We start from the raw sequence: 23,308 nt of genomic DNA, 5'->3' as shown, positions 1-23,308 counted from the left end.
CCTCTAGCCTACGGTACTGGCGATCTTGAAGATCGGCAGGTACATGGTGATGATGATGGTGCCTATGACGACGCCCATGACGATCATGATGGCGGGCTCGATGGCGGTGCTCAAAACGTGGAGGTTACGCTCGATCTCATCCTCAAAGTAGTCCGAGATGTCGCCCAACATCTCCTCCAGTGCGCCGGTAGTTTCGCCGACAGTCAGCATGCGTAGCGCCAGCGGCGGAAGCAGTTTCATGTTTTCAAGTGCTGTGGAGAGCTTACTCCCCTCCTCGACGCGGTGCACCGCCATCAACAGGCCGCGCTCCAGCACCTTGTTGTTCAGGGTGCCGACCGACATGCGCATCGCCTCGACCACCGGGATCCCGGAGCCGAGCACGGTGGCAAGGGTCCTCGTGAATCCCGCCAGCGCGTAACGAATGGCGATGCCCCCCACGAAGGGCGTCTTGATCTTTATCGCATCCACCCGGTAGCGTCCAGCCTCGGTTTCCTTCCAGCGCCGAAACAGCACCGCACCTACCGCGACCATGCCGATGAACACGGGTAGATAGTGGCGCAGCGCTTTAGTAGAGTTGATCAGCATCTGCGTCGGCACCGGGAGGGCGTTGCCCGAGTCAGCGTAGATCTGGCTGAAGGTCGGGACCACGTAAACAAGGAGCAGGGCGATGGCGATCACGGCAACGGAAATCAGGATCGCCGGATAGAAAAGCGAGCTTATGATCTTCCCGCGGAACCCCTCGGTCCTCTTCAGGAAGGCGATGTAGCGCCGGATGGTCTGTGGCAGGTCACCGGTGCGCTCGCCGGCGCGGATCGAGGCGATGTAGAGTTGCGGGAATATCCTCGGGTATTTCTCCAGCGCTGCGGAGAGCGCGAGCCCCCCCTTGATGTCCTCGCGCACGGCGCCGAGGATCTCGTTCAGCTTACCGGTGCCCGACTCGAGGATGGTATCGAGCGCCTGTATGATGGGAAGCCCCGCCTTGAGCAGCACCAGGAACTCCTGGTTGAAGAGCAGGAGTTCCTTGCTGCCGATCTTCCTGCGACCGATGCCGGACTCAAGCAGGAACTGGAACGGCTTCTTGCGCACCTCGAATACGACGTAACCCTGCTCTTCCAGACTCTGCCTTAGCAGGTTGGCGTTGACCGAATCAAGCTCCTTGACCAGAATCCTGCCGTCAGAGGAGCCTATTTTGCAGGTATATATGGGCATAAGCCAATATCACTATCACAATTAAGAGAGAATTAAAACAGTAAAACAGGGAGTGATTCCGTCTACAACGGCGTCACGCCTGGGTCATGCCGAGTATCCAGATCGCGAAGCAGACGAGTCCAGCCCCACCCCACTGCAACGCCGAGCGCCCGTCAAAGCGGTCCCGGGCGGGGAACGCCTTGAGAATCAGGAGGATGGTGCAGAAGATTCCGCCCCAAAGCCCGGCCAGGCAGAGCGCAGACCAAAAAGACGAGGACATTATCCCCTCCCCCACGGCAGCAGTTTGCGCAGCAGCGTGCCGAGTTTCAGCTTCCATACCATCACCACCGCCTCGCGGACGATGCGCTTGGACATCTTGGAGGTTCCGGCGTGCCGGTCTATGAAGATGATGGGTATTTCGCTGATGCGGAAACCCTTTTCCTTGCAGCGGTAGTTCATCTCGATCTGGAACGAGTAGCCGTCGGAACGTATGCTGGAGAGATCGATCGCCCTTAGGGTGTCGGCCCGGAAACACTTGAAACCGCTCGTGCAGTCGGAGATGGTGAGCCCGGTTATCACCCGGGTGTAGACACTGGCGAAGTAGCTCAGCATGAGGCGGCGCAGCGGCCAGTTTACCACGCTCACGCCGTTCAGATAGCGCGAACCGATGACCAGGTCGGCCTGCCGGGCCTCTTCGAAGAAATACGGGATCATGGCGGGATCGTGGGAGAAATCGGCGTCCATCTGCACCACGAGGTCGGCCCCCATATCAAGAGCCCGGGCGAAACCCTCGCGGTAGGCGGAACCGAGCCCCAGCTTGCCGCTTCGATGCATCACCGAAACCCGTCCGGTCTCGGCCCCGAGCCGGTCTGCCAGCTCACCGGTGCCGTCCGGGGAGGCGTCGTCCACGATCAGAAGCTCCACGGCCGGGTCGAGCGCGAGGAGCTCCCGCGCCAGCTTTTCCAGGTTGTCTCTTTCGTTGTAGGTGGGGATTACCACGATGGGCTTGATGGGTTTCAAGGGGGGATCGCCTTTTGTTCGCAATAAATACGCTAAGACCGCAATATCATGGCCGGTTCGCCGGCAAATACACCCGAAACAAGAGCTTCGCAGAGGATATACGATTTAGCGGCGCCAAGTCAAGCTAAAGGGAAAGTAAGGGCCGGGTGTCGCGACCGGTGACCAGAACGAAAAAAGGAAAGGCCGCCTTGCATGGCGGCCTTTCCTCGTATGGCGGGGTTGACGGGGCTCGAACCCGCGACTTCCAGCGTGACAGGCTGGCACTCTAACCAACTGAGCTACAACCCCAACTTGTGAACCCGTTAGCGTCGGTTCAACGTTCAGCGTTTGAACCAAGGACGTAACGTGTTAGTCGGAAACGTTGAACGTTAAACGTTGAACGGTGTTTCTAATGGTGGGTGAAGAGGGGATCGAACCCCCGACATCCAGCTTGTAAGGCTGGCGCTCTCCCAGCTGAGCTATTCACCCATTATTTGTATGGCGGGGTTGACGGGGCTCGAACCCGCGACTTCCAGCGTGACAGGCTGGCACTCTAACCAACTGAGCTACAACCCCGCATCCTTCAGGTTCCCGAAGGAACCGCTTAACCGTTAACCAGGGCCTTCAGGGTGTTGCCAGCCTTGAACTTCGGAGCGGAGGAAGCAGGAATTTCGATCTGCTTGCCGGTCTGCGGGTTCTTGCCGGTACGTGCGGCGCGCTCGGCGACGCTGAAGGTGCCGAAGCCTACCAGGGTGACTTTGTCTCCACCAGCGAGGCAGTCGGTCAGGGCATCGAGGATACCGCTGAGAGCCTTGTCCGCATCAACCTTGGTCAACTGTGCTTCTTCGGCAATGGCGCTTACCAACTCAGCTTTATTCATTAGTTCCTCCTAGAGATGCATCGCAAAGTGAAGCCACCTTATATCAGAGCCCGCTTCGGGCTGTCAACCTTTTTTCTAATTTTTTTTCAGTGGGGCACCACCGGAGCCTCGCCGGCTCCTTGGGCCTGATCCCCATACAGGGTTGCTGCAGGAAGCCCTACTGCGGCGAGCAGGGCGTGTCCCAGCACCTCGTCCATGTGTGCCACCGGGTGTACGGTGAGCCCGGAAAGGATCTCTTTGGGAACCTCGGCCAGATCCTTCTCGTTCTCCTTCGGGATGAGGACGGTCTTGATACCGCCGCGTCCGGCGGCGAGGAGCTTTTCCTTGAGCCCGCCGATGGGGAGCACGGTGCCGCGAAGGGTCACCTCGCCGGTCATGGCGATGTCGCGGCGCACCGGCCTCCTGGTGAGGGCCGATGTGAGCGCGCACGCCATGGCGATCCCCGCCGAGGGGCCGTCCTTCGGGATGGCCCCTTCAGGAACGTGGATGTGGATATCGAGGTGTTGGTAGAAGTCTTTGGGAAAACCTAGGAGTTCACCTCTAGAGCGGACGTAGGTCATCGCCGCCTGAGCCGATTCCTGCATCACCTCGCCGAGCTTTCCGGTGACGGTCAGCTTACCCTTCCCTGGGAGTGCGACCACCTCGATGTTGAGGAGCTCGCCGCCGACCTCTGTCCAGGCGAGGCCGGTCACGAGCCCCACCGCATCCTCCTGCCCCACCTCACCGTACTTGTAGCGCGGGGGGCCAAGGTAGGTTGCGATCTGCTTGGGCTGCACGGAGCGGCGCGGCTTTCCCCCCTCGGCGATGGAGAAGGCGATCTTGCGGCAGACGGCGCCGATCTCGCGCTCGAGGTTTCTGACGCCGGCCTCGCGGGTGTAGCGCCGGATCAGCTCGAGAAGCGCCGCGTCGGTGAAGGCGACCCCCTTGCCGGCAAGCCCGTTGCCCTCGGCCTGCTTGTGGATCAGGTACTGCCTCGCGATGGCGAGCTTTTCATGCTCGGTGTAGCCGTCCAGCCGCACTACCTCCATACGATCCAGAAGCGGCCTCGGAATGGTGTGGCTCGAGTTGGCCGTGGTGATGAACATCACCTTCGAGAGGTCGTAGTCGAGGTCGAGGAAGTGGTCGTTGAAGCAGGCGTTCTGCTCGGGGTCGAGCACCTCCAAGAGCGCCGAGGCGGGATCGCCGCGGAAGTCCGAGCTCATCTTGTCGATCTCGTCCAGGAGGAACACGGGGTTCGAGGAGCCGCACTTCTTGAGCGACTGGATGATCCTCCCCGGCATCGCCCCGACGTAGGTGCGCCGGTGCCCGCGGATCTCCGCCTCGTCGCGCACCCCGCCCAGCGAGATCTTGACGAAATCGCGGCCCGTGGCCTTGGCGACCGAGCGCGCGAGCGAGGTCTTGCCGACGCCGGGAGGTCCCACGAGGCAGAGGATCGGTCCTTTCATCCCCGGTGCGAGCGCGTTGACGGCGAGGTACTCGAGGATCCTCACCTTGACCTTCTCGAGGCCGTAGTGATCCGCCTCCAGGCAGGCGCGCGCAGCCGGGATGTCGCGTCTCTCCTCGGCGAACTTGCCCCAGGGGAGCGCGAGGAGCCAGTCCACGTAGTTGCGCACCACGGCCGCCTCGGCGGACATGGGGGACATGAACTTCAGCTTCCTGATCTCGCTTTGGACCTTCTGCTTCGCCTCGGCCGAAAGCGGGAGCTTCCCGGCCTTCGCCTCGAGGTTTCTCAACTCCTGCTTGAACTCGTCCTTCCCACCCAGTTCCTTCTGGATGGCCCGGATCTGCTCGTTCAGGTAGTAATCCTTCTGGGTCTTCTCCATCTGCTTCTTGACCCTGGCGTGGATCTTCTTCTCGATCTGCAGGATCTCGATCTCCGCCCCCATGAGCGAGAGGAGCCGCTCCATGCGCCGGGCCGGTTGCACCGCGGCCAGGAGTTCCTGCTTTTGGGCCACCTTGAGGTTCAGGTGCGGAGCGATGGTGTCGGCTAGACGGGAAGGATCGGCGATCCCCTGCACGGACTGGAGGATCTCGGAGGGAACCGAGCCGTTCAGCCCGACGTAACTCTCGAAGGAGGCGAGCACGCCGCGCTTGAGCGCTTCCACCTCGGTGACGTTGTCCGGCTTCTCGACAAGCGGCTCAACGTCGACCTCGAAATAGTCGGGTCTGTCATTGAAGGAAACGATGGAGCCGCGCCTTTTCCCCTCCACGAGCACCTTAACGGTGCCGTCGGGAAGCTTCAGGAGCTGGATCACCTGGCACAGCGTTCCCACCGTATAAATGTCACCCGGCTCGGGATCCTCGGTGCGGGCGTTTTTCTGGGTAGCCAAAAGGATCAGCTTGTCGTTTTGAGCCATGGCCGCTTCGAGGGCGAGCACGGACTTCTCGCGCCCCACGAAGAGGGGGATCACCATGTGGGGGAAGATGACGATGTCCCGTAAAGGAAAGAGAGGGAATCTTTCCGGATTCCCTCTCTTCTTTCTGCGTCTGGTGCTGGTTTCTTCGGTCATATTGTCCTGTTAGGCGCTTTCCGCCACGTTCTCGTAGACGATGATCGGTTTTTCCTTGTTGTAGATCACCTCTTCGCTGATGACCACCTCCTTCACCATGCTCTGGGACGGGATCTCGTACATGATGTCGAGCATGGCGTTCTCCAGGATGGAACGGAGGCCGCGGGCGCCGGTCTTTCTCTTGAGCGCTTCGCGGGCGATGGCGATCATGGAGCCGTCGGTGAACTTGAGCTTCACGTGCTCCATCTCGAACAGCTTCTGGTACTGCTTGATCAGCGCGTTTTTCGGTTCCTTGAGGATCTGCACCATAGCCTCCTCGTCCAGCTCTGAAAGCGAGGCGAGCATGGGGAGACGCCCGACGAACTCGGGGATGAAGCCGAACTTCAGGAGGTCCTCAGGAGTCACCCCGGCCAGGAGCTCGCCCGCCTTCTTCTCGACCTTCTTCTTGACGTCGGCGCCGAAGCCGAGCGTCTTCACGCCGATCCTCTGCTGAATGACGCTGTCGAGGCCCGGGAAGGCGCCGCCGCAGATGAAGAGGATGTTGGTCGTGTCGACCTTCAGGAACTCCTGCTGCGGGTGCTTGCGTCCCCCCTTGGGAGGCACGCTGGCGACGGTCCCTTCGATGATCTTTAAAAGCGCCTGCTGCACACCTTCGCCCGACACGTCGCGGGTGATGGAGGGGGAATCGGACTTCCTGGCGATCTTGTCGATCTCATCGATGTAGATGATCCCCTTCTGTGCCTTCTCGACGTCGTAGTCGGCGGCCTGCAACAGGGTGAGGATGATGTTCTCGACGTCCTCGCCCACGTAGCCCGCTTCGGTCAGGTTGGTCGCGTCCGCCATGGCAAAGGGGACCTTGAGGATGCGGGCCAGGGTCTGGGCGAGCAGGGTCTTGCCCGAGCCGGTGGGGCCCAGAAGCAGGATGTTGCTCTTCTGCATCTCGACGTCCCCCGCTTTCACGGGCGCCTCGACGCGCTTGTAGTGGTTGTACACCGCGACGGCAAGGACCTTCTTGGCGCGTTCCTGGCCGATGACGTACTCGTCCAGGACCTCCTTGATCTCCTGCGGTTTGGGAAGCTTCCTCACGTCGGGACCCGTTGCGTCTTCAAGCTTGGACTCCTCCGCGATGATGTCGTTGCAAAGCTCGATGCATTCGTCGCAGATGTAGACCGTCGGCCCGGCAATAAGCTTCTTCACCTCTTCCTGGCTCTTCCCGCAAAAGGAACAGATCAGCGTATCGGAACGGTCATCTCTTCTGCTCAATTGGCACCTCCGGTGACTACGTTTCTGGTCACGATGGCATCTATAATACCATAGGCCTTCGCCTCTTCGCCCGACATGAAATAGTCGCGCTCGGTGTCGGCGGCCACCTTCTCGACGCTCTGACCGGTGTGCTCGGCCAGAAGCTCGTTCAGCTGGTCCTTCATGCGCAGGATTTCCTTGGCGTGGATGTGGATGTCCGTCGCCTGCCCCTGGAACCCGCCCAGCGGCTGGTGGATCATGATGCGCGAGTTGGCGAGCGAGAAGCGTTTCCCCTTCTCACCGCCGGAAAGCAGGAACGCCCCCATGGAGGCCGCCTGCCCGATGCAGATGGTGGATACCGGCGCCTTGATGTAGCGCATGGTGTCGTAAATCGCCATCCCGGCGGTGACCACACCGCCGGGAGAGTTGATGTACAGGTGGATATCCTTGTCCGGATCCTCGGCCTCAAGGAAGAGGAGCTGGGCAATCACCAGGTTGGCGACGTTATCGTCGATGCCGCCCCCAAGAAAGATGATCCTGTCCTTCAGAAGGCGCGAGTAGATGTCGTACGACCGCTCGCCCCTTCCCGTCTGCTCCACTACTATCGGTACCAGCATGGAATCTCCTATTTGTTTTCGGCGATTTCCGCCTTGGGAACCTCGGTTACTTTGGCGCGTCCGATGATGAACTGCACCGCCTTGTCTTCCCGCATCTGGGCCATGAGGCTGTCCTTGGCCCTTTCGTTAGTCTTGTAAAGCTGCTGCACCTTCTCGATCGGCTGGCCGGTCTGCGCCGAGATCTGCTCGAGCTGAGCCTCGAACTCCTCCTCGGTCAACTGAATCCCTTCCTTCTCGGCGACGGCGTCGACGATGAGGGAGCCCTTTACCTGATCCTTGGCCACGCCGCGGAACTGGGCTTTGTAGCTATCGTCGGTCATCCCCATCATCTCCAGGGACATACGCTGGGAGGCGAGGCGCTGCTTGGTGTTGTCCAGCATCATCTGCACCTGGCGATCCACCATGGCCTCCGGGACCTCAAGGTCGTTCTTCTGAACCAGAGCCCTGAAGACGCGCTCGCGCAGGTCGCCGGCGATGCGTGCCTCTTCCTGGGCCTGGTTCATCTCGGCGAGTTTCGCCTTCAAAAGGTCCAGGGTCTCGAACTCCTCGCCGAACTCCTTGGCGAATTCGTCGTTCAGTTCGGGCAGTTCCTTGCTCTTGATCTCCTTGACGACGATCTCGAACTGAGCCGGCTTGCCGGCGAGCTCGGCGGAACCATACCCCTCGGGGAAGGTAACCGTGATGGTGGTGGCTGCACCGGTGGTCAGGCCGACCATCTGCTCTTCAAAGCCCGGGATGAAACGACCGGAGCCGAGCTCCAGCTGGAAATCCTCAGCGGCCCCGCCTTCGAACGGAACGCCGTCCATGGAACCCTTGAAATCGAAGGTCACGAAGTCGCCAAGCTGAGCTGCGTGCCCTTCCGGGGCGGGCGCCAACTGGGCCATGCGCTCCTGCATCTCCTTGAGACGGGCGTCGACCACGGCGGCATCGAGTTCGAGCTTCTCTTTCTGCACCTCGAGGTCGAGATACTCCTTGAGCTCCACCTTCGGGAATACTTCCACGGTAGCGGAGTACTTGAACGGTTCACCTTTCTTGAGGGGCTCGTTCTCGATCACCGGATAGGCGACCGCTTCAATGCCATGCTCGCTCACCGCCTTGAAGTAGGTGTCGCTGATGAGGTTTTTCACGACGTCCTCGGCCATCTTCTCGCCGTAATGCTTCTCTATCAGGCTCATCGGGACCTTGCCCTTGCGGAACCCTTTGATGGCGGCATGCTTCCTTATTTCGGCATAAGCCTTGTCGACTTCAGCAGAAACTTTATCCGCCGGAATTTCGAAGTTCAGCTTCTTCTTGATGCTGTTGACCGATTCAACGTTGATCTGCATGAAAAGTCCTCTCTTTGTTCACTTTATATGGCAGCCTCTCTGCCGTAACGCCTCGTGCATGGTTGTCTGGGGGGGAGTTGTGGGACGGGTTCTGTCGGGGCATCCGCTAGAAAAGCTGCCTCCCCGGAAGGGGTATGGGCACCGGAGCTGTTCGCTTAGGGGCACGACAAGAGGGTAAAGTAGCAAAGGGGACGGGAATTTGTCAATATAGAAATGGTTTCGCTTTAATCGCTTAGCGGCAACGGTGTGCACCCCGATCACCCCCGAAAAATGGAAAAGCCGCCCCCCTTTGCGTGGGGGGCGGCCATGAAGGAGCGTGCTAGTAGGCCTCGTGATCGGCGGCGACCGCTTCGGCGGTGACCCGCTCCCTGAAGAGCCGGTAGACCCAGATCTTGTACAGGATCACGATCGGCACGAAGATGAAGGCGACCGTGGTCATGATCTTCAGCGTGTACTCGGAGGAGGAGCTGTTGTAGATGGTGAGGCTGTAAAGCGCATCCAGGCTCGACGGGATGAGGTTGGGGAAGAGCCCGATGACGCCGGTACCCACCACGCCCAGGATGGTGACGCAGGAGGCGGCGAAGGCGCTAAGTGCGTTCCCAGCACCCAGGAACATGCGCACCCCGACCAGCGCGCCCACCGCAAGGAGCGGCACGACGAGGAAGACCGGCGCCTTGAGGTAGTTGTCGTAGAGCTTGGTGGCGAAGTTCGTGTAGCCAAGGAACAGGACCGCGACCAGCAAAAGCGGTACCCACAGGGTCTTCGCGAGGTTCTCGGCACGATGGCTCAGATCCCCGGTGCTCTTCACGGCGACGTAGAGGGCGCCATGCTCGGCGAAGAGCATCACGAAGAGAAGCCCGCTCACGATGCCGTAAGGGTTCAGAAGAGCCAAAAGCGAGCCGTGGTAGCCGGCCTGGTCCATCGGAAGACCGGAGAAGATGTTGCCGAAGGCGACGCCGAAGAGAAGGGCCGGGATGAAGCTGGAAAGGACGATGGCCCAGTCCCAGCACCCCCTCCAGGCGGCCCCTTCCTCCTTGCTGCGGAACTCGAAGGAGACCCCGCGCACGATGAGCGCGAAGAGAAGGAGCAGCAGCGGCGTGTACAGGTAGCTGAACATGAGGGCGTAGGTGGTCGGAAACGCGGCGAAGGTGGCACCGCCGGCAGTGATCAGCCAGACCTCGTTACCGTCCCACACCGGGCCGAAGCTGTTGATGATTACGCGGCGGTCGCTGTCGTTTCTACCGAGGACGCGGTGCAGCATCCCGGCGCCGAGCACGAAACCGTCGAGCATGAAGTAAACGGCCCAGAGGACACCCCAAAGTACAAACCATACGATATGCAGATCCATTGTTTCCCCCTAGTTCCCGAACGCGCCGGTGGCGCCGACATGAGTTTCTTCAGGCCCTTTACGGGCGAACTTGACCAACAGGTAGATGTCCACGAAGCCCAGCAGGCCGTAAAGGAGCGTGAAGCCTGCCAGCGACCCGACCACCTGCGACATCTCGAGCGATTTGGAAACCGCGTCGGAGGTCTTCATCAGCCCGTACACGATCCAGGGCTGCCTTCCAAGCTCGGATACGATCCAGCCGAGCTGGTTCGCGATGTACGGAAGCGGGATGATCAGGACCAGCAGTTTCAGGAACAGGGGGTACTTCTCGAGGAGGCCGTTCTTGGCGAGGAAGAACGCGGCGGCAGCGACCACGATGAAGAAGGTGCCGAGCCCGACCATAAGTCGGAAGCTCAGGAAGACCGGCAGTACCGGCGGGCGCTCGTCCTTCGGGAAAGATGTGATGCCGCGGATCTCCGCGTTGGAGTCGTGGAAGGCAAGGAAGCTCAAAAGCCCCGGGACCGGAAGCGCGGACACCAGGTTGCACTCGTTCTTCGCGTCCGGGAAGGCGATCAGGTGCATGGGAGCGTTGTTACAGGTGTTCCAAACCGCCTCCATGGCGGCAAACTTGGCCGGCTGGGTTTTGGCAACGTCGGCGGCATGGAAGTCGCCGACCACCGCCACCATGATGGTGGCGAAGAGGGCAAAACCGGCAGCCATGGTGAAGGATGCCTTGAAAAACTCGCGGTTGCGTGCCTTCAGCAGGTGGTAGGCGGAGATGCCCATGACGAAGAAAGCTGCGACGGTGTAGCCGGAGACGATCTGGTGCCCGAACTTCAACAGACCGAACGGGTTGGTGATGAGGGCAAGAAAATCAACCATCTCGGCGCGGCCGTTCCTGAGCACGTACCCTACCGGGTGCTGCATCCAGCCGTTGGCCAGCAGGATCCAGAGGCCGGAAAGGTTCGTGGCAAGCGCGACCATCCAGATCGAGAAGGCATGAAACCTCCTGCCGACCTTGTTCCATCCGAAGGCCCACACGCCGATGAACACCGACTCCATGAAGAACGCCACGGTGGCCTCGATGGCCAAGGGCGCCCCGAAGATGTCCCCGACGTACCGGGAGTATTCAGCCCAGTTCATGCCGAACTGGAACTCCAGGGTGATGCCGGTCACCACGCCCAGCGCGAAGTTGATCAGGAACAGCTTGCCCCAGAACTTGGCCATCCTCTTGTACATCTCATTGCCGCTCAGGACGTAGCGGGTCTCGACCATGGCCACGAAGACCGAGAGCCCGAGGGTCAGCGGGACGAAGATGAAGTGGAACATGCTGGTGACGGCAAATTGCAGCCTGCTCAGGGTTAGTACATCCATTTTTTCGCTCCTTTGATTAAATTGAAACTTTTGGCCTGTGGGGCCGGCTCAGCCGTTGTTGATATTAATGCTCACAAAAGACAAACAGGACCTTCTTTATCCTAATTATTTACAAAAAAATTTAACCTTTACAATTAGGGCTGCGTGCGAGGGTATCGATGGTTACGGCGTCCAAAATGGAGACCACCTCGGTCTGCACCTGTTTCCAGACGGCGTGGACGCGGCAGGGGCCGCCACGGTCACAGGCACTGCCCAAGAGGCAGCGGTTAGGCAGGATAGGTCCCTCGACCGCCTCGACCACCTCGCGCAGGGTTATGGTGGACGCGGGGCGTGCCAGGACAAAGCCCCCCCCGGTACCGCGCGAAGAGGTGACCAGACCAAGCTTAGCGAAGCTCTGGAATATCTTGGCCAGGAAAGTCTGCGGGACTTCCGCGGCGGCGGCGATCTCACTGATAAGCGAAACCCGACCCGGCGGCTGCTGGGCCAGATAGATGATGCCGCGGATTGCGTATTCTCCCTTGCGGGTTAGTTCCATCATAAAAAACACCTTTAGGACCAATTTGATCCCTTTTATAACGGACCGGCCAGGAGCTGTCAAGCCCAAAATCAGCAAGAAAAAAAGGGGGGCCGCTTAAGCGGTCCCCCTTCGCTGTTCTTTTATCGTTTCAGTATCAGCCGAGGAGGCTGTTGAAGTTCCTTGCCCTGTTGGCCAGGATGGTCGGATCGAGCACCTCGCCGCAGCAGGTGCACTTCCAGGCGTCGAACGATCTCACGAAGTCGTAATATTTCTCGGCAAACATCCTACCTTTGCATTTAGGGCATTTCATAAGCCATACCTCCCAACAGAAAGTTGATTAAAGAACTTCATGTGGGTTCGTATATTTCACCTAACATGCCAAGGAGGAAGATATGAGAAGGTTGTAATGCTAGAGTTACTCCTTTTCGAAAAGAACCTTCGCAAAAAGGCCCTGTTGCGGCGCATTAAAAGTATCTTTTAATCGCTGCAAGCTTGCCAGGGCCGATCCCCGACACCCGCAGCAACCCGTCCACGGTGCCGAAAGCGCCATTTTCCTGACGGTCTTCGATGATGCGCCGGGAAAGTGCCGTCCCGATCCCCGGCAGGAGGGACCATTCGGCCTCACTCAACAGGTCCGGGTCCAGCGGCACGCCGAGGAGCATACGCTCCTTGGCGCCCATCATGTTCAATAAAAACTGATACTTACCAGATTTATCCCGGCTAAAGGTGACGATATCCCCGTTGGCAAGCACGTGACTGTCGGATCTTCTGACGCTCGCCGCAACCTCGGCGAAAGGGAGCGTCATTTTAATGGCGGCGCCCGCATCTACCCCCTTAGGGAGGCGATAGACGCCGGGACGCGGCAGGTCTCCCGCCAGGCGTACCGTCACGGTCTGCCCGGTGAAACGAGAAAAGGCCGCGTCCTCACCTTTCGGGGTGGGGATGCGGCCTTTGATGTAAAGCGGGAGGGTGAGGGCCAGGGCGAGACACCATAGGGCGAGTCGCTGGCTCCTCGGCATCATTTCTTGGGTGCCGCCGTCTCCTCGTCCTTGTGCAGCTTGAACTCGATGGCGTCGATGAGGGCCTGGTAGGAGGCCTCGATGACGTTGCTGGAGACACCGACGGTACCCCAGCGCCCTTCCTTGTCGCCGCTCTCGATTAGGACGCGGATCGAAGAAGCGGTCCCCTGCCCTGCCGGGAGCACGCGGACCTTGTAATCGTGCAGCTTCACGTCCTTGAGCTTAGGGTAGAACTTCTCGAGCGCCTTTCTGAGCGCGTTGTCGAGGGCGTTCACCGGGCCGTGCCCCTCGGACGCGGTATGCTCGATTTTCCCTCCGACCTTGACCTTGATGGTCGCCTCGGAGATCGGCTGGTCGTCCTCGGTCCGCTTCTCGTCGATGACGCGGAAGCCGATTACGGAGAAGAACTTGCGGTGCGTGCCGAGGGCGCGCTTCATCAGGAGCTCGAAAGAGGCCTCTGCCCCTTCGAACTGGTAGCCGCGGTTCTCCATCGCCTTGATGTCTTCCAGGATCTCGAGGGTCACCGGATCCTTGCTGTCCAGATTGATGTTGAACTCGGTTGCCTTGGCGAGGATGTTGGCGCGACCGGAGAGGTCGGAGACCAGCACGCGGGTCGTGTTCCCGACCAGTTCCGGGCGCATGTGCTCGTAGGTCTCCGGATGGCGCTGGATCGCGGAGACGTGCACGCCACCCTTGTGGGCGAAGGCGGAGTTGCCGACGTAGGGCTGGTGCTTGTCGGGAGCAAGGTTCGCCAGCTCGTAGACGTAGCGGGAGAGGTCCCTGAGCGTCTTCATCTGTGCGTCCGAGATGCAGTCGCGCTTCATCTTCGCCTTGAGCGCCGGGATGATGGAGCAGAGGTTCGCGTTGCCGCAGCGCTCGCCGAAGCCGTTGATGGTCCCCTGCACTTGCACTATACCCTGCTGGACAGAGATGATGGAGTTGGCCACGGCGCACTCGCCGTCGTTGTGAGCGTGGATGCCGAGCGGCGTGGTGATGACCTTCTTCACCTCTTCCACGATGCTCGCAATCTCGTACGGCATGGAGCCGCCGTTGGTGTCGCAAAGGATGATGCAGTCGGCACCCGCCTGCTGGGCCGCCTGCAGCGTCTTCATGGCGTACTCGGGGTTGGACTTGTAACCGTCGAAGAAGTGCTCGGCGTCGTAGAAGACCTCCGGCATGTTCTGCTTGAGGAACTCCAGCGAGTCGAAGATGAGCTCCAGGTTCTCTTCGAGCGGGATCCTGAGCGCCTCGTGTACGTGGAAGTCCCAGGTCTTGCCGAAGATGGTGGCGGCGTCGGACTTGGACTCCACCAGGGTGCGCAGGTTCTGGTCCTTATCGGGGGTGATCTTCGCACGGCGGGTGGAGCCGAAAGCGGCGATCTTCGCCTGGATGAGCTTTTCCTTCCTGATGTCCTTGAAGAAGGCGACGTCCTTCGGGTTGCTGCCGGGCCATCCCCCTTCGATGTAGTGAATGCCGCACTCGTCCAGTTTGTGGGCGATGCGGATCTTGTCCTCGACCAGGAAAGAGATGTCTTCCGCCTGCGTACCGTCCCTAAGCGTCGTATCGTAAAGTTTCACCAGACTCATATCACCCCCAACTTCAACAAAAGACGTTCAACGTTCAACGTTCAACGTTCGATTCAAAAGCCAAGCCGTCTTCAAGTTCGCGCCCGCCGCACCGAAAACGCCCGAAGCCGAAGCCCGGACGTTCCGGAACGCAGAACGTTGAACGTTGAACGGGTGTTATTTCCCGGCCAGTCCGAAGGCGTCGTGCAGCACGCGGACGGCGAGCTCGGTGTATTTCGCGTCGACCACGACGGAGATCTTGATCTCGGAGGTGGATATCATCTGGATGTTGATCCCTTCCTTGGCGAGCGCCTGGAACATGGTGGTGGCCACACCGGCGTGGCTCCTCATGCCGAGACCGACGATGGATACCTTGGTGACGCTCTCGTCGGAGAGAACTTCTTTCGCGTTGATCGCCGCGGCGGTCTCCTTGGTGATGGAAAGCGCCTTCTTGAAGTCGGCCTGGGGCACGGTGAAGGTGAAGTCGGTGGAACCGGCCTCGCTCACGTTCTGGACGATCATGTCGACGGAGATGTTGGCGTCGGAAAGCGGCGAAAGGATCTGCGCTGCGATCCCGGGCTTGTCCGGCACCTGCATGACGGCGATCTTCACTTCATCCTTGGCGTAGGCGATACCCGAGACGAGCACTGCTTCCATTTCTTTATCCTCCTTGGTAACCATGGTTCCGAGATTTTCGTTGAAGCTCGAGCGAACGTGCACGTCGACGTTGTACTTGCTGGCGAACTCGACGGAGCGGATCTGCAGCACCTTCGCGCCGAGGCTCGCCAACTCAAGCATCTCCTCGTAGGAGATGCGCTCGATCTTTTTAGCGTCCTTGCAGATGTTCGGGTCGGTGGTGTAGACGCCGTCCACGTCGGTGAAGATCTCGCAGACGTCGGCTTTCAGCGCCGCGGCGAGCGCCACCGCGGAGGTGTCCGAACCGCCGCGCCCCAAGGTGGTGACGTTGCCGAACTCGTCTACGCCCTGGAAGCCGGCGACGATCAGGATGGTCCCCTCTTTCAGATCGGCGCGCATCTTCTTGTCGTCGATGCTCTCGATGCGGGCCTTGCTGTAGGAGGTATCGGTGAGGACGGGAACCTGGAACCCGAGGTAGGACTTCGCCTTGTACCCCATGGCTTTCAGGCACATGGCCAGAAGGGCGATGGAGACCTGCTCCCCCGCCGCGACGAGTACGTCGTATTCACGGGTGTCCGGGAATTCGCAGACCTCGTTGGCAAGCGCAACCAGTTTATTGGTTTCACCTGCCATGGCGGAGACAACTACCACCATGTCGTTGCCGGCGTCGTAGGTTTTTGCCACCCTCTTGGCGACGTTGCGAATTCGTTCGACGGAACCCATCGAGGTGCCGCCGTACTTTTGGACCACCAAAGCCATGTCAGTCCTCCTTGTACTATATGCTGTTGATCCGCCCGGAACCTTCGCTCCCGGCGATAGGAAACACTTTATTAGCAAGTTTACTGTGCCCGGTCAAAACATTTTTTTAAACAATCAAGGCCAAGACAGCCTTATGAGCACTTTTTGCCCCCTTCTCTGTTTACAACAAAAAGAAACGCCCCTTCCGGAACTGGAAGAGGCGTCTTCAGACTTAATCTCGCTCCCCTGCTGAGAGAGCGCGGACGATGGCCTGTGACCTGGGGCCTGAGCCCTCGAAGCTGACACTGCGTTCCTCTTCCCCCTCGTGGCTAAGCGTCACGGTGAGGACGTCGTCGGGCACCTCCCCGTCCAGGCGCTCGGCCCATTCCACGACGCAGGCGCCGTCGCCGGAGAAATACTCCTCGAAACCGAGCGCGTCGACGTCGTGTGCCCCCTCGAGACGGTAGAGGTCGAAGTGGTACAGGGGGAGCCTCCCCTCGTAGATGTTCAAGATGGTGTAGGTCGGGCTCGTTACCGGGGTCTCCGGGTCGACATCGAGACCTCGGGCGATCCCCTTGGCGAACTGGGTTTTGCCCGCACCGAGCTCACCGGTCAGGGCGATGAAGTCGCCGGGGGCAAGCAGCCGCCCGAGCCTCTCCCCCAGCTGCACCGTCTCGTCGCTGCTTTTGGTCCGCATAAGAGGCATCGAGACTACCCTATCATGGTGCGCACCATGTCGATGCGCCCGATGATACCGACCACGCGACGCCCCTCAACCACCGGGACGGCCTGCACCTTCTTGTTGGTCATCAGTTCGGCCACCTCGGAAACCGGCGCCTCCGGCCCCACGGTGAGCACCTCCTGCGAGTAGATGTCCGCGACGGTTTGTCCGGTCATCTTCTGCAGCTCCTTCTCGAAACGCTTGTCGCTCTCCAGGTAGATGACCCAGTCGAAGATGGAGATGACGGTCGGTATGTGCAGCGGTTTGTCCCTCTCGATGAGGTCGCTTTCGGACACGATGCCGATCAAAAGCCCCTCATTGTCCACCACCGGGACGCTGGAAATGCGGCGCTCGGCGAAGAGCTTGGCAAGATCTCTCACTGTGGTGTCGCGACCTACGGTAACCACGTCTTTGGTCATGATCTCTTTTGCTTTCAGCATGGTCATTCTCCCTGTGATGTGTTGTCGGTATCTAAGACGTGATGAGCGCCGCGCGTCCGGGCGATCCGGTCCATCGCGGCGGGAAGCGCCTCCTGCACGTCGGTGGCGCTCATCCCCTGGCTGCCGCGGGTTTCGAGCAAGAGGTCGGCGGCGAAGCCGTGAACGAAGGCGCCGAGCTGGCAGGCGGTGAAAGGGTCGTATCCCTGGCCGATGAGGGCAGCGACGACGCCGGTCAGGACATCCCCCATGCCGCCGCTCGCCATGCCGGGGTTGCCGCTGCCGTTCACGGCGATGCGGCCGTCGGGTGCGGCGATGATGCTGCGCGCCCCCTTCAGGATCAGGTGCACCCGGTGTCTGGTTGCGAAGTCACGGGCGCAGCCGATACGGTCCTCCTCCACCTCGGGGACCGAGCCGTTAATAAGGCGTGCCATCTCGCCGGGGTGCGGCGTGAGCACCGTGATCAGGCCCTTTCTCTTGAGCAAAAGGGACGGGGCGGGCGCCACTGCGTTCAGGGCATCGGCATCGAGCACGATGGGCTGCCTGAGCGCGGCCAGAAGCGAATGAACCAGGTAAACCGTGGAAGGAGCCGTCCCGAGACCGGGACCGAGGGCGACGACGTCGCGGACCGCCGCCGCAGCGGCGATTTCCGGGAGCGCCCCGGCCTGAAGGTAACCCTTTGCCCCCGGGCCGAGCGGGATGGTCATCGCCTCGGTGGTCTTCGCCTCCAGGATCGGGTGCAAAAGTGCCGGGACCGCGAGGGTGACGAGTCCAGCCCCGGCGCGCAGCGCGCTGTTCGCGGCCATGGCCGCGGCACCGGTCTTGCCGGTGCTCCCGGCGACGACGAGGGTGTGGCCGCCGGTTCCCTTGTGCGCCGTTGCCGGGCGCGGCCTGAAAAGGAGGGCTGCGCTCGGAAGATCGGTGAACTCGACCCCTTCAGCCTCGACAACCACGGTGTCCGGCATGCCGATGTCGGCGACGACGAGCCTGCCGCAGAGTTCCGCGCCGGGGTTCAGGATGTTGCCAAGCTTAGGCAGCGCGAAGGTGACGGTGAGGTCGGCGCGCACCGCGCGCCCGAGCACCTTCCCGGTGGCAGAGTCGACGCCGGAGGGGATGTCCACGGCGACCACAGGAACCCCGGCCGCGTTGATCGCGTCGATCGCCTCGCCGTAGATGCCGGAGACTTCGCTCTTCATCCCGGTGCCGAGCAGGGCGTCGACGATCACCGTCGCCCCCTCGAAAAGTTCCCGCTCCCCCGCTATTCCTTGCGGTACGCTCTTCACCACGCGGGAATCCAAGCGCGCAAGGTTCGCCGCGGCATCCCCGGCGATCGCCGCGGGGGCGGCAAGTAGCAGCACCGGAGCGTCCCACCCGCGTTCCGACAGAAGGCGTGAGACGACGAAACCGTCGCCGCCGTTGTTCCCCTTCCCCGCCACGATCACGGCGCGCTTCCCAGTACCGCCGCCGAAGGTATCCACGATGGCGTCGGCACAACCGCGACCGGCACGCTCCATGAGGTCGAGCCCCGGGATGCTGAACTCGCCGATCGCCCTCTTATCCATAAGCTGCATGACCTGACCGCTCACGACTTTCATCTAGCGCTCCAGTACCACGAAGGCGACGGCACACCCCGCGTCATGGGAAAGGGAGAGGAAGCAGCCGGCAAGCCCCGCCTGACGGTAAAGCTCCTCGGCCCTCCCCGTAAGCTTCAGCTCAGGCTTACCGAGGGGATCGTTCACCACCTCCATATCCTTCCAGGAAAGCCCGTCGCGCAGCCCGGTACCGAGAGCCTTCAGGAAGGCCTCTTTGGCCGCGAAACGCAGGGCGTAGTGCTGGGCGCAGTTCTTTTTCACCGAGCAGTAATCGATCTCCCGCTGGGTGAACAGTCTCTGGAACAGTCCGTCGTTGCCCTCTCTCAAGAACTTTTCAAAGCGGGCGATTTCAACGATGTCAACGCCGGTGCCGTAAATCAAGAAAACTCCCGTTTATTGCTTTGCTGTCTTGCCGCTGATACTGCCGAACTTGCGGCTTAGTTCATACTATACCACTCAGTTGGCACCGTCGCCCGCAGCCGTTGCTGTCAGCGACTCACGCCACTCACGCATCACGCCGTCCAGATCCAACCCGTAGTCGGAAAGAGCCTTGGCGACGGCCTCCTCGATGCCGACGCGCTCACCCAGATACTTGAGCAACTGCTGCATGGCGTACCAGCCGTAGCGCTGCACCATGAACGACGCCATGGCATGGCTTTGCTGGTAGGCAAGCCACGCCTCCTCTCCCCCCATCCCGGCAAAGCCGCGGGAGAGGGACGCAAGCGGCAGCACGTGCTTCCCATGTACGGCGCCGAATCGGGGCAGGGGCGGGGCGAACTCCTTGCGCCCTTCGATTTCGGCGAGACCTTCGTTCAGCCAGGTGGGAACGTTGCCGTGGGTAAGTTCCGCGACGAGGACGTGGGTGAACTCGTGGAAGATGATGGCGCGCAGTTGCGGCGTCACCCGGGTGAGCCCACCAACCGGCAGGCGGATCTTGCCGTCGTAGAGCCCTCCGGACCAGTCCGGCCCGGTGGTCACGCTGCTGTAGTCCTTCTTCGTGTAGAGCAGGACCGGGATGCGCGTGGTAGGGAAGACGCCGAGGTCGGTGCCGACCGCGTTGTAGGCGCTCTCGAGCGCGTCCAGCACCTCGGCGGAGAGCCCGGGCGGCAGCTCGGCATCGTACGAGAGGTCGAACATCGAGCTGTACCCCTTGTCCATGCGCGACTCGACGGGGAGCTCGCGCTCCGCCTTGACGATCAGGGTCTCCAGCGTCTTGTTGTCCGGTGCCTTCCCTTTCGCCCGCCGCCAGAACTCGAGTGCGCCGGGGAGGTCGCCAGTGTCATAGCTGATCTTTCCGAGGTAGATGAGCGGCTCGCTCCCCTCCCCGGCCTGCAAAAGCTCCTCGCGGGCCGCCGCGTAATCCTTGCCGAGATAAAGCGCGATGCCGCGCATGAGGCCCAGTTCGGCACTTGCCGGGAGGAGTTCGTGCGCCTGTCCGAAATGTTCGGCGGCGGCGGGGAAATGCCCTGACTGCAGGTCGCGCTTGGCGATTTCAGTGTAGGTGAAGGCGAGCTTGCGACGCACCCCTTCGTCGTAAGGAAAGAGCGAGGTGGCGGCCTTCAGTTCGTCGACCGCCTGGGCGAGGTCCCCCCTGGCGATCATCTGGTCGGCCTTGGCGCTCAAGGTGAGCGGGTCGGCAGCCAGGGCCGGACCGGCATAAAGCAGGAAGGCAACGAGGAGCGGGGGGATCTTAGGCATGCGGCTGGTCCGGGACGGGTTCCCCGACCGGAGCCGCCGCTTCGGAGCGGGCCGGAATCGGGCGCCGCGCCTCCCGGATACTCGCCGCGATGCCGGCGGCGTCCAGCCGGTAGGCGGCCTTCAGCTCGGCCTGCTCACCCTGTTCGACGAAGCGGTCGGGGTAGCCAAGGCGCAGCACCTTTACGCCGGTGACGCCGCGCTCCTCGAGTAGCTCCAGAACGGCGGTGCCAAAGCCACCCTGCACCACGTTGTCCTCGAGGGTGACCAGGAAACCGGTCTCGGCGAGCGAGAGGATGAGGTCGGCATCGAGCGGCTTTACGAAGCGGGCGTTCATGACGGAAAGTTCGATTCCGTCAGCGGCAAGAGCTGCCGCCGCCTCGCGGGCCGGCTGCACCATGGTGCCGACGGCGACGATGGCGCCGTCCTTCCCCTTCTCGAGGAGTTCGCCGCGGCCGATGGGGAGCGGCTCGAGAATCTGGTCCATCGGAACGCCGAGGCCGTTGCCGCGCGGGTAGCGTAACGCGGCGGGGCCGGGAAGCGAGAGCGCGGTCACCAGCATGTGCTGCAGCTCGTTCTCGTCCTTCGGGGCCATGATGGTGAGTCCCGGGACCGCACGCAGATAGGAGAGGTCGAAAACGCCGTGATGGGTGGGGCCGTCGTTACCCACCACACCGGCGCGATCGATGGCAAAGGTGACCGGGAGCTCCTGCAGGCAGACGTCGTGGAAGAGCTGGTCGTAGCCGCGCTGCAAGAAGGATGAGTAGAGGGCGACCACCGGACGGAACCCTTCCGCGGCGAGGCCGGCGGCAAAGGTGATGGCATGTTGCTCGGCGATCCCCACGTCGAAGAAACGGTCCGGGAACTCCCTGGCAAAGGGGGTGAGCCCGGTACCGTCCGGCATGGCAGCGGTGATGGCGACGATGCGGTCGTCTTCGTGGGCAAGCCTTTTCACCGTTTCGCCAAAGACGCCGGTGTAGGAGGCGGCGCCCCCCTTCCCTTTCAGCACCTTGCCGCTCTTCTGGTCGAAGGGGCCGACGCCGTGGAAAAGCGACGGGTTCGCCTCGGCCGGGAGATACCCCTTCCCCTTCCTGGTGAGCACGTGGATGAGCACCGCGTCGTCGAAACGCTTAACGTTCTCGAGCGTCTCAAGGAGTTTCGGGATGTCGTGCCCGTCGATGGGGCCTATGTACTCGAAGCCGAAGGCCTCGAAAAGCATGCCGGGGGTGAACAGGGTCTTCAGCGATTCCTCGGCGCGCTTGGCGATCTTCAAAACGGAGCGCCCGAACATGGGAACACCCTCGAGAAAGGCCTCCAGGTCCTTCTTGGCCCGGTGCACGTACTCGCTGGTGATGGTGCGCGAAAGCAGGTTCGACAGGGCGCCTACGTTCTCCGAGATGGACATCTCGTTGTCGTTCAGGATGACGACCAGGTCCTTGTTCAGCTCGCCCGCGTGGTTCAGCCCCTCGAAAGCGAGGCCACCGGTCATGGCGCCGTCGCCTATCACGGTGAGAACCTTGTTGCGCTCCTTTTTCAGGTCGCGCGCCACGGCGAAGCCGACCCCTGCCGATATCGAGGTCGAGGAGTGGCCGACGTCGAAGCTGTCGTGCGGCGACTCGCAGCGTTTGGGAAAGCCGCTGATTCCGCCGAGGGTGCGCAGCGTGCCGAAGCGTTCCTTCCTGCCGGTAAGAAGCTTGTGGGCGTATGCCTGGTGCCCCACGTCCCAGACGATCTTGTCCTTCGGGGAGTCGAAGACGCGGTGCAGCGCGATGGTGAGCTCGACGACGCCGAGACTCGGCGCGACATGGCCGCCGTTTGCGGCGCAGGTCTCGATGATGCGGGCACGCAGTTCCTCGGCGAGCGTCTCCAGCTCGCGCAGGGAAAGCGCTTTCAGCTGACTGGGTTCGGTGATGCCGTCGAGGATACCTGCCATTTACGATTTCCTTTTTACGATGTACGAGGCGATGGCCCGTAAGGGCTCGGCGCGGTCGTCGAAGATGGCGAGGGCGTCGAGCGCGATCTGCACCAGTTCCTGGGCGCGCGTCTTCGAGGCCTCGAGCCCCATGAGGGCGGGATAGGTCGCCTTGCCGCGGGCCTGGTCGCTGCCTGCGTCCTTGCCGAGTTCCTCGGTGGTCCCTTCCACGTCCAGGATGTCGTCGGCGATCTGGAAGGCGAGGCCGATGGCGTCGGCGTAGCGGGTGAGCGCCTTGAACTGCTCCTCGCTCGCCCCCCCCATAATGGCGCCGGAGCGGACCGAGGCGCGGATCAGGGCGCCGGTTTTGTGGGTGTGGATGTAGGAGAGCGTGGCCATGTCGACGTCGTGGCGCCCTTCACTTTCCATGTCGACCACCTGGCCGCCGACCATGCCGCGCGAACCGGCGGCGACGGCGATCTCCTGGATCACCCTGAGGCGCGCCGCGGGGTCCCCCCCCTGCCCCTCCGTGGAGAGGAGGATGAACGCCTCGGTCAGGAGGGCATCACCCGCCAGGATGGCGGTCGCCTCGCCGTAGACCTTGTGGTTGGTCGGGTTGCCCCGGCGGAAATCGTCGTTGTCCATGGCGGGAAGGTCGTCGTGGATCAGCGAGTAGGTGTGGATCATCTCCATGGCGCAGGCCGCGGGCATCACCGCGTCGGGTGAGCCGCCGACCGCCTCGCATGCGGCAAGCATGAGGACGGGGCGAACGCGCTTGCCACCGGCGAAGACCGAGTAGCGCATCGAGCCGTGCAGCGAGGAGGGGAGTTCGGAGGCGGCTGGGAGAAAGCGCTCCAGCGCCTGGTCGACCAACTGGCATTTCTGCTTCAGGTATTCCTTGAGATCCATTCAGGCTTCCTTGCGAGTGGAGATACTCCCTGCGCGGGAGGGGTAGAGGCGGAACGTGCCGTATCTGCGCCCTTGAAGACGGTGGCTCAAGGCGCGCAGAAGGGA

22 protein-coding genes and 3 tRNA genes are annotated in these 23,308 nt (G+C 61.6%); all 25 read right to left on the bottom strand.

Going from position 1 to position 23,308, the window contains the following annotated elements; genetic code table 11:
- Nucleotides 1–3: 3 nt before the first annotated feature.
- Nucleotides 4–1,209 (bottom strand): type II secretion system F family protein, encoded by a 1,206-nt coding sequence (locus E8L22_RS17580; RefSeq protein WP_136526435.1) that lies wholly within the window; start codon nucleotides 1,207–1,209, stop codon nucleotides 4–6.
- A gap of 73 nt (nucleotides 1,210–1,282) precedes the next feature.
- Entirely contained in the window at nucleotides 1,283–1,468 is a 186-nt protein-coding gene (locus E8L22_RS17575) for a hypothetical protein (RefSeq protein ID WP_136526434.1), read from the bottom strand.
- The gene (locus E8L22_RS17570; RefSeq protein ID WP_136526433.1) at nucleotides 1,468–2,208 is read right to left on the bottom strand and encodes a polyprenol monophosphomannose synthase; all 741 of its coding nucleotides are present in this window, start codon (nucleotides 2,206–2,208) and stop codon (nucleotides 1,468–1,470) included. The genes E8L22_RS17575 and E8L22_RS17570 overlap by 1 nt, the downstream gene beginning before the upstream one ends.
- Before the next feature lie 211 nt (nucleotides 2,209–2,419).
- A tRNA-Asp gene (locus E8L22_RS17565) sits at nucleotides 2,420–2,496 on the bottom strand.
- Between the two features lie 104 nt (nucleotides 2,497–2,600).
- Nucleotides 2,601–2,676 (bottom strand) — tRNA-Val (locus E8L22_RS17560).
- 10 nt (nucleotides 2,677–2,686) lie between these two features.
- Nucleotides 2,687–2,763 (bottom strand) — tRNA-Asp (locus tag E8L22_RS17555).
- Between the two features lie 28 nt (nucleotides 2,764–2,791).
- On the bottom strand, nucleotides 2,792–3,067 hold the full coding sequence (locus tag E8L22_RS17550; protein ID WP_129127480.1) for an HU family DNA-binding protein: 276 nt from the start codon (nucleotides 3,065–3,067) through the stop codon (nucleotides 2,792–2,794).
- Between the two features lie 86 nt (nucleotides 3,068–3,153).
- Nucleotides 3,154–5,577, bottom strand: coding sequence for an endopeptidase La (lon, locus tag E8L22_RS17545; RefSeq protein WP_136526432.1), 2,424 nt, complete (start codon nucleotides 5,575–5,577; stop codon nucleotides 3,154–3,156).
- Between the two features lie 9 nt (nucleotides 5,578–5,586).
- Complete coding sequence (clpX, locus tag E8L22_RS17540) at nucleotides 5,587–6,840, bottom strand: ATP-dependent Clp protease ATP-binding subunit ClpX (RefSeq protein ID WP_129127478.1); 1,254 nt, start codon at nucleotides 6,838–6,840, stop codon at nucleotides 5,587–5,589.
- Nucleotides 6,837–7,436 carry an ATP-dependent Clp endopeptidase proteolytic subunit ClpP gene (gene clpP / locus E8L22_RS17535; protein WP_129127477.1) on the bottom strand — a complete coding sequence of 200 codons (600 nt, stop codon included), beginning with the start codon at nucleotides 7,434–7,436 and terminating at the stop codon, nucleotides 6,837–6,839. The genes clpX and clpP overlap by 4 nt, the downstream gene beginning before the upstream one ends.
- A gap of 8 nt (nucleotides 7,437–7,444) precedes the next feature.
- The gene (tig, locus tag E8L22_RS17530; protein ID WP_136526431.1) at nucleotides 7,445–8,761 is read right to left on the bottom strand and encodes a trigger factor; all 1,317 of its coding nucleotides are present in this window, start codon (nucleotides 8,759–8,761) and stop codon (nucleotides 7,445–7,447) included.
- A 319-nt stretch (nucleotides 8,762–9,080) separates the two neighbouring features.
- Complete coding sequence (gene cydB, locus E8L22_RS17525) at nucleotides 9,081–10,109, bottom strand: cytochrome d ubiquinol oxidase subunit II (RefSeq protein WP_136526430.1); 1,029 nt, start codon at nucleotides 10,107–10,109, stop codon at nucleotides 9,081–9,083.
- A gap of 9 nt (nucleotides 10,110–10,118) precedes the next feature.
- Nucleotides 10,119–11,462: a cytochrome ubiquinol oxidase subunit I gene (locus tag E8L22_RS17520; protein ID WP_136526429.1), complete on the bottom strand. Its 1,344-nt coding sequence runs from the start codon at nucleotides 11,460–11,462 to the stop codon at nucleotides 10,119–10,121.
- Between the two features lie 121 nt (nucleotides 11,463–11,583).
- Complete coding sequence (locus E8L22_RS17515) at nucleotides 11,584–12,000, bottom strand: RrF2 family transcriptional regulator (protein WP_136526428.1); 417 nt, start codon at nucleotides 11,998–12,000, stop codon at nucleotides 11,584–11,586.
- Nucleotides 12,001–12,133: 133 nt separating this feature from the next.
- Nucleotides 12,134–12,289: a hypothetical protein gene (locus E8L22_RS21640; RefSeq protein WP_012529698.1), complete on the bottom strand. Its 156-nt coding sequence runs from the start codon at nucleotides 12,287–12,289 to the stop codon at nucleotides 12,134–12,136.
- A 154-nt stretch (nucleotides 12,290–12,443) separates the two neighbouring features.
- Nucleotides 12,444–13,001, bottom strand: a complete 558-nt coding sequence (locus E8L22_RS17505) for a ComEA family DNA-binding protein (RefSeq protein WP_136526427.1) — start codon at nucleotides 12,999–13,001, stop codon at nucleotides 12,444–12,446.
- Entirely contained in the window at nucleotides 12,998–14,584 is a 1,587-nt protein-coding gene (gene cimA, locus E8L22_RS17500; RefSeq protein WP_136526426.1) for a citramalate synthase, read from the bottom strand. Before cimA ends, E8L22_RS17505 begins: the two co-directional genes overlap by 4 nt.
- Nucleotides 14,585–14,740: 156 nt before the next feature.
- Nucleotides 14,741–15,958: an aspartate kinase gene (locus tag E8L22_RS17495; protein ID WP_136514078.1), complete on the bottom strand. Its 1,218-nt coding sequence runs from the start codon at nucleotides 15,956–15,958 to the stop codon at nucleotides 14,741–14,743.
- A 211-nt stretch (nucleotides 15,959–16,169) separates the two neighbouring features.
- Nucleotides 16,170–16,643, bottom strand: coding sequence for a tRNA (adenosine(37)-N6)-threonylcarbamoyltransferase complex ATPase subunit type 1 TsaE (gene tsaE, locus E8L22_RS17490; RefSeq protein WP_136526425.1), 474 nt, complete (start codon nucleotides 16,641–16,643; stop codon nucleotides 16,170–16,172).
- A 5-nt stretch (nucleotides 16,644–16,648) separates the two neighbouring features.
- Nucleotides 16,649–17,098: a CBS domain-containing protein gene (locus E8L22_RS17485; RefSeq protein ID WP_136526424.1), complete on the bottom strand. Its 450-nt coding sequence runs from the start codon at nucleotides 17,096–17,098 to the stop codon at nucleotides 16,649–16,651.
- A 2-nt stretch (nucleotides 17,099–17,100) separates the two neighbouring features.
- Entirely contained in the window at nucleotides 17,101–18,690 is a 1,590-nt protein-coding gene (locus tag E8L22_RS17480) for an NAD(P)H-hydrate dehydratase (protein WP_136526423.1), read from the bottom strand.
- Nucleotides 18,691–19,068, bottom strand: a complete 378-nt coding sequence (locus tag E8L22_RS17475; RefSeq protein ID WP_136526422.1) for a holo-[acyl-carrier-protein] synthase — start codon at nucleotides 19,066–19,068, stop codon at nucleotides 18,691–18,693. It abuts the gene before it with no gap.
- A gap of 75 nt (nucleotides 19,069–19,143) precedes the next feature.
- Nucleotides 19,144–20,385, bottom strand: coding sequence for a peptidase MA family metallohydrolase (locus tag E8L22_RS17470; protein WP_136526421.1), 1,242 nt, complete (start codon nucleotides 20,383–20,385; stop codon nucleotides 19,144–19,146).
- Nucleotides 20,378–22,315 carry a 1-deoxy-D-xylulose-5-phosphate synthase gene (gene dxs, locus E8L22_RS17465; protein WP_246044758.1) on the bottom strand — a complete coding sequence of 646 codons (1,938 nt, stop codon included), beginning with the start codon at nucleotides 22,313–22,315 and terminating at the stop codon, nucleotides 20,378–20,380. Before dxs ends, E8L22_RS17470 begins: the two co-directional genes overlap by 8 nt.
- The gene (locus E8L22_RS17460; RefSeq protein ID WP_136526420.1) at nucleotides 22,316–23,203 is read right to left on the bottom strand and encodes a polyprenyl synthetase family protein; all 888 of its coding nucleotides are present in this window, start codon (nucleotides 23,201–23,203) and stop codon (nucleotides 22,316–22,318) included. It abuts the gene before it with no gap.
- Between the last annotated feature and the right edge of the window lie 105 nt (nucleotides 23,204–23,308).

Origin of the sequence: Geomonas ferrireducens (assembly GCF_004917065.1) — a bacterium.
Classification (GTDB): domain Bacteria; phylum Desulfobacterota; class Desulfuromonadia; order Geobacterales; family Geobacteraceae; genus Geomonas; species Geomonas ferrireducens.
This window is presented reverse-complemented; position numbering and strand designations above follow the sequence as displayed.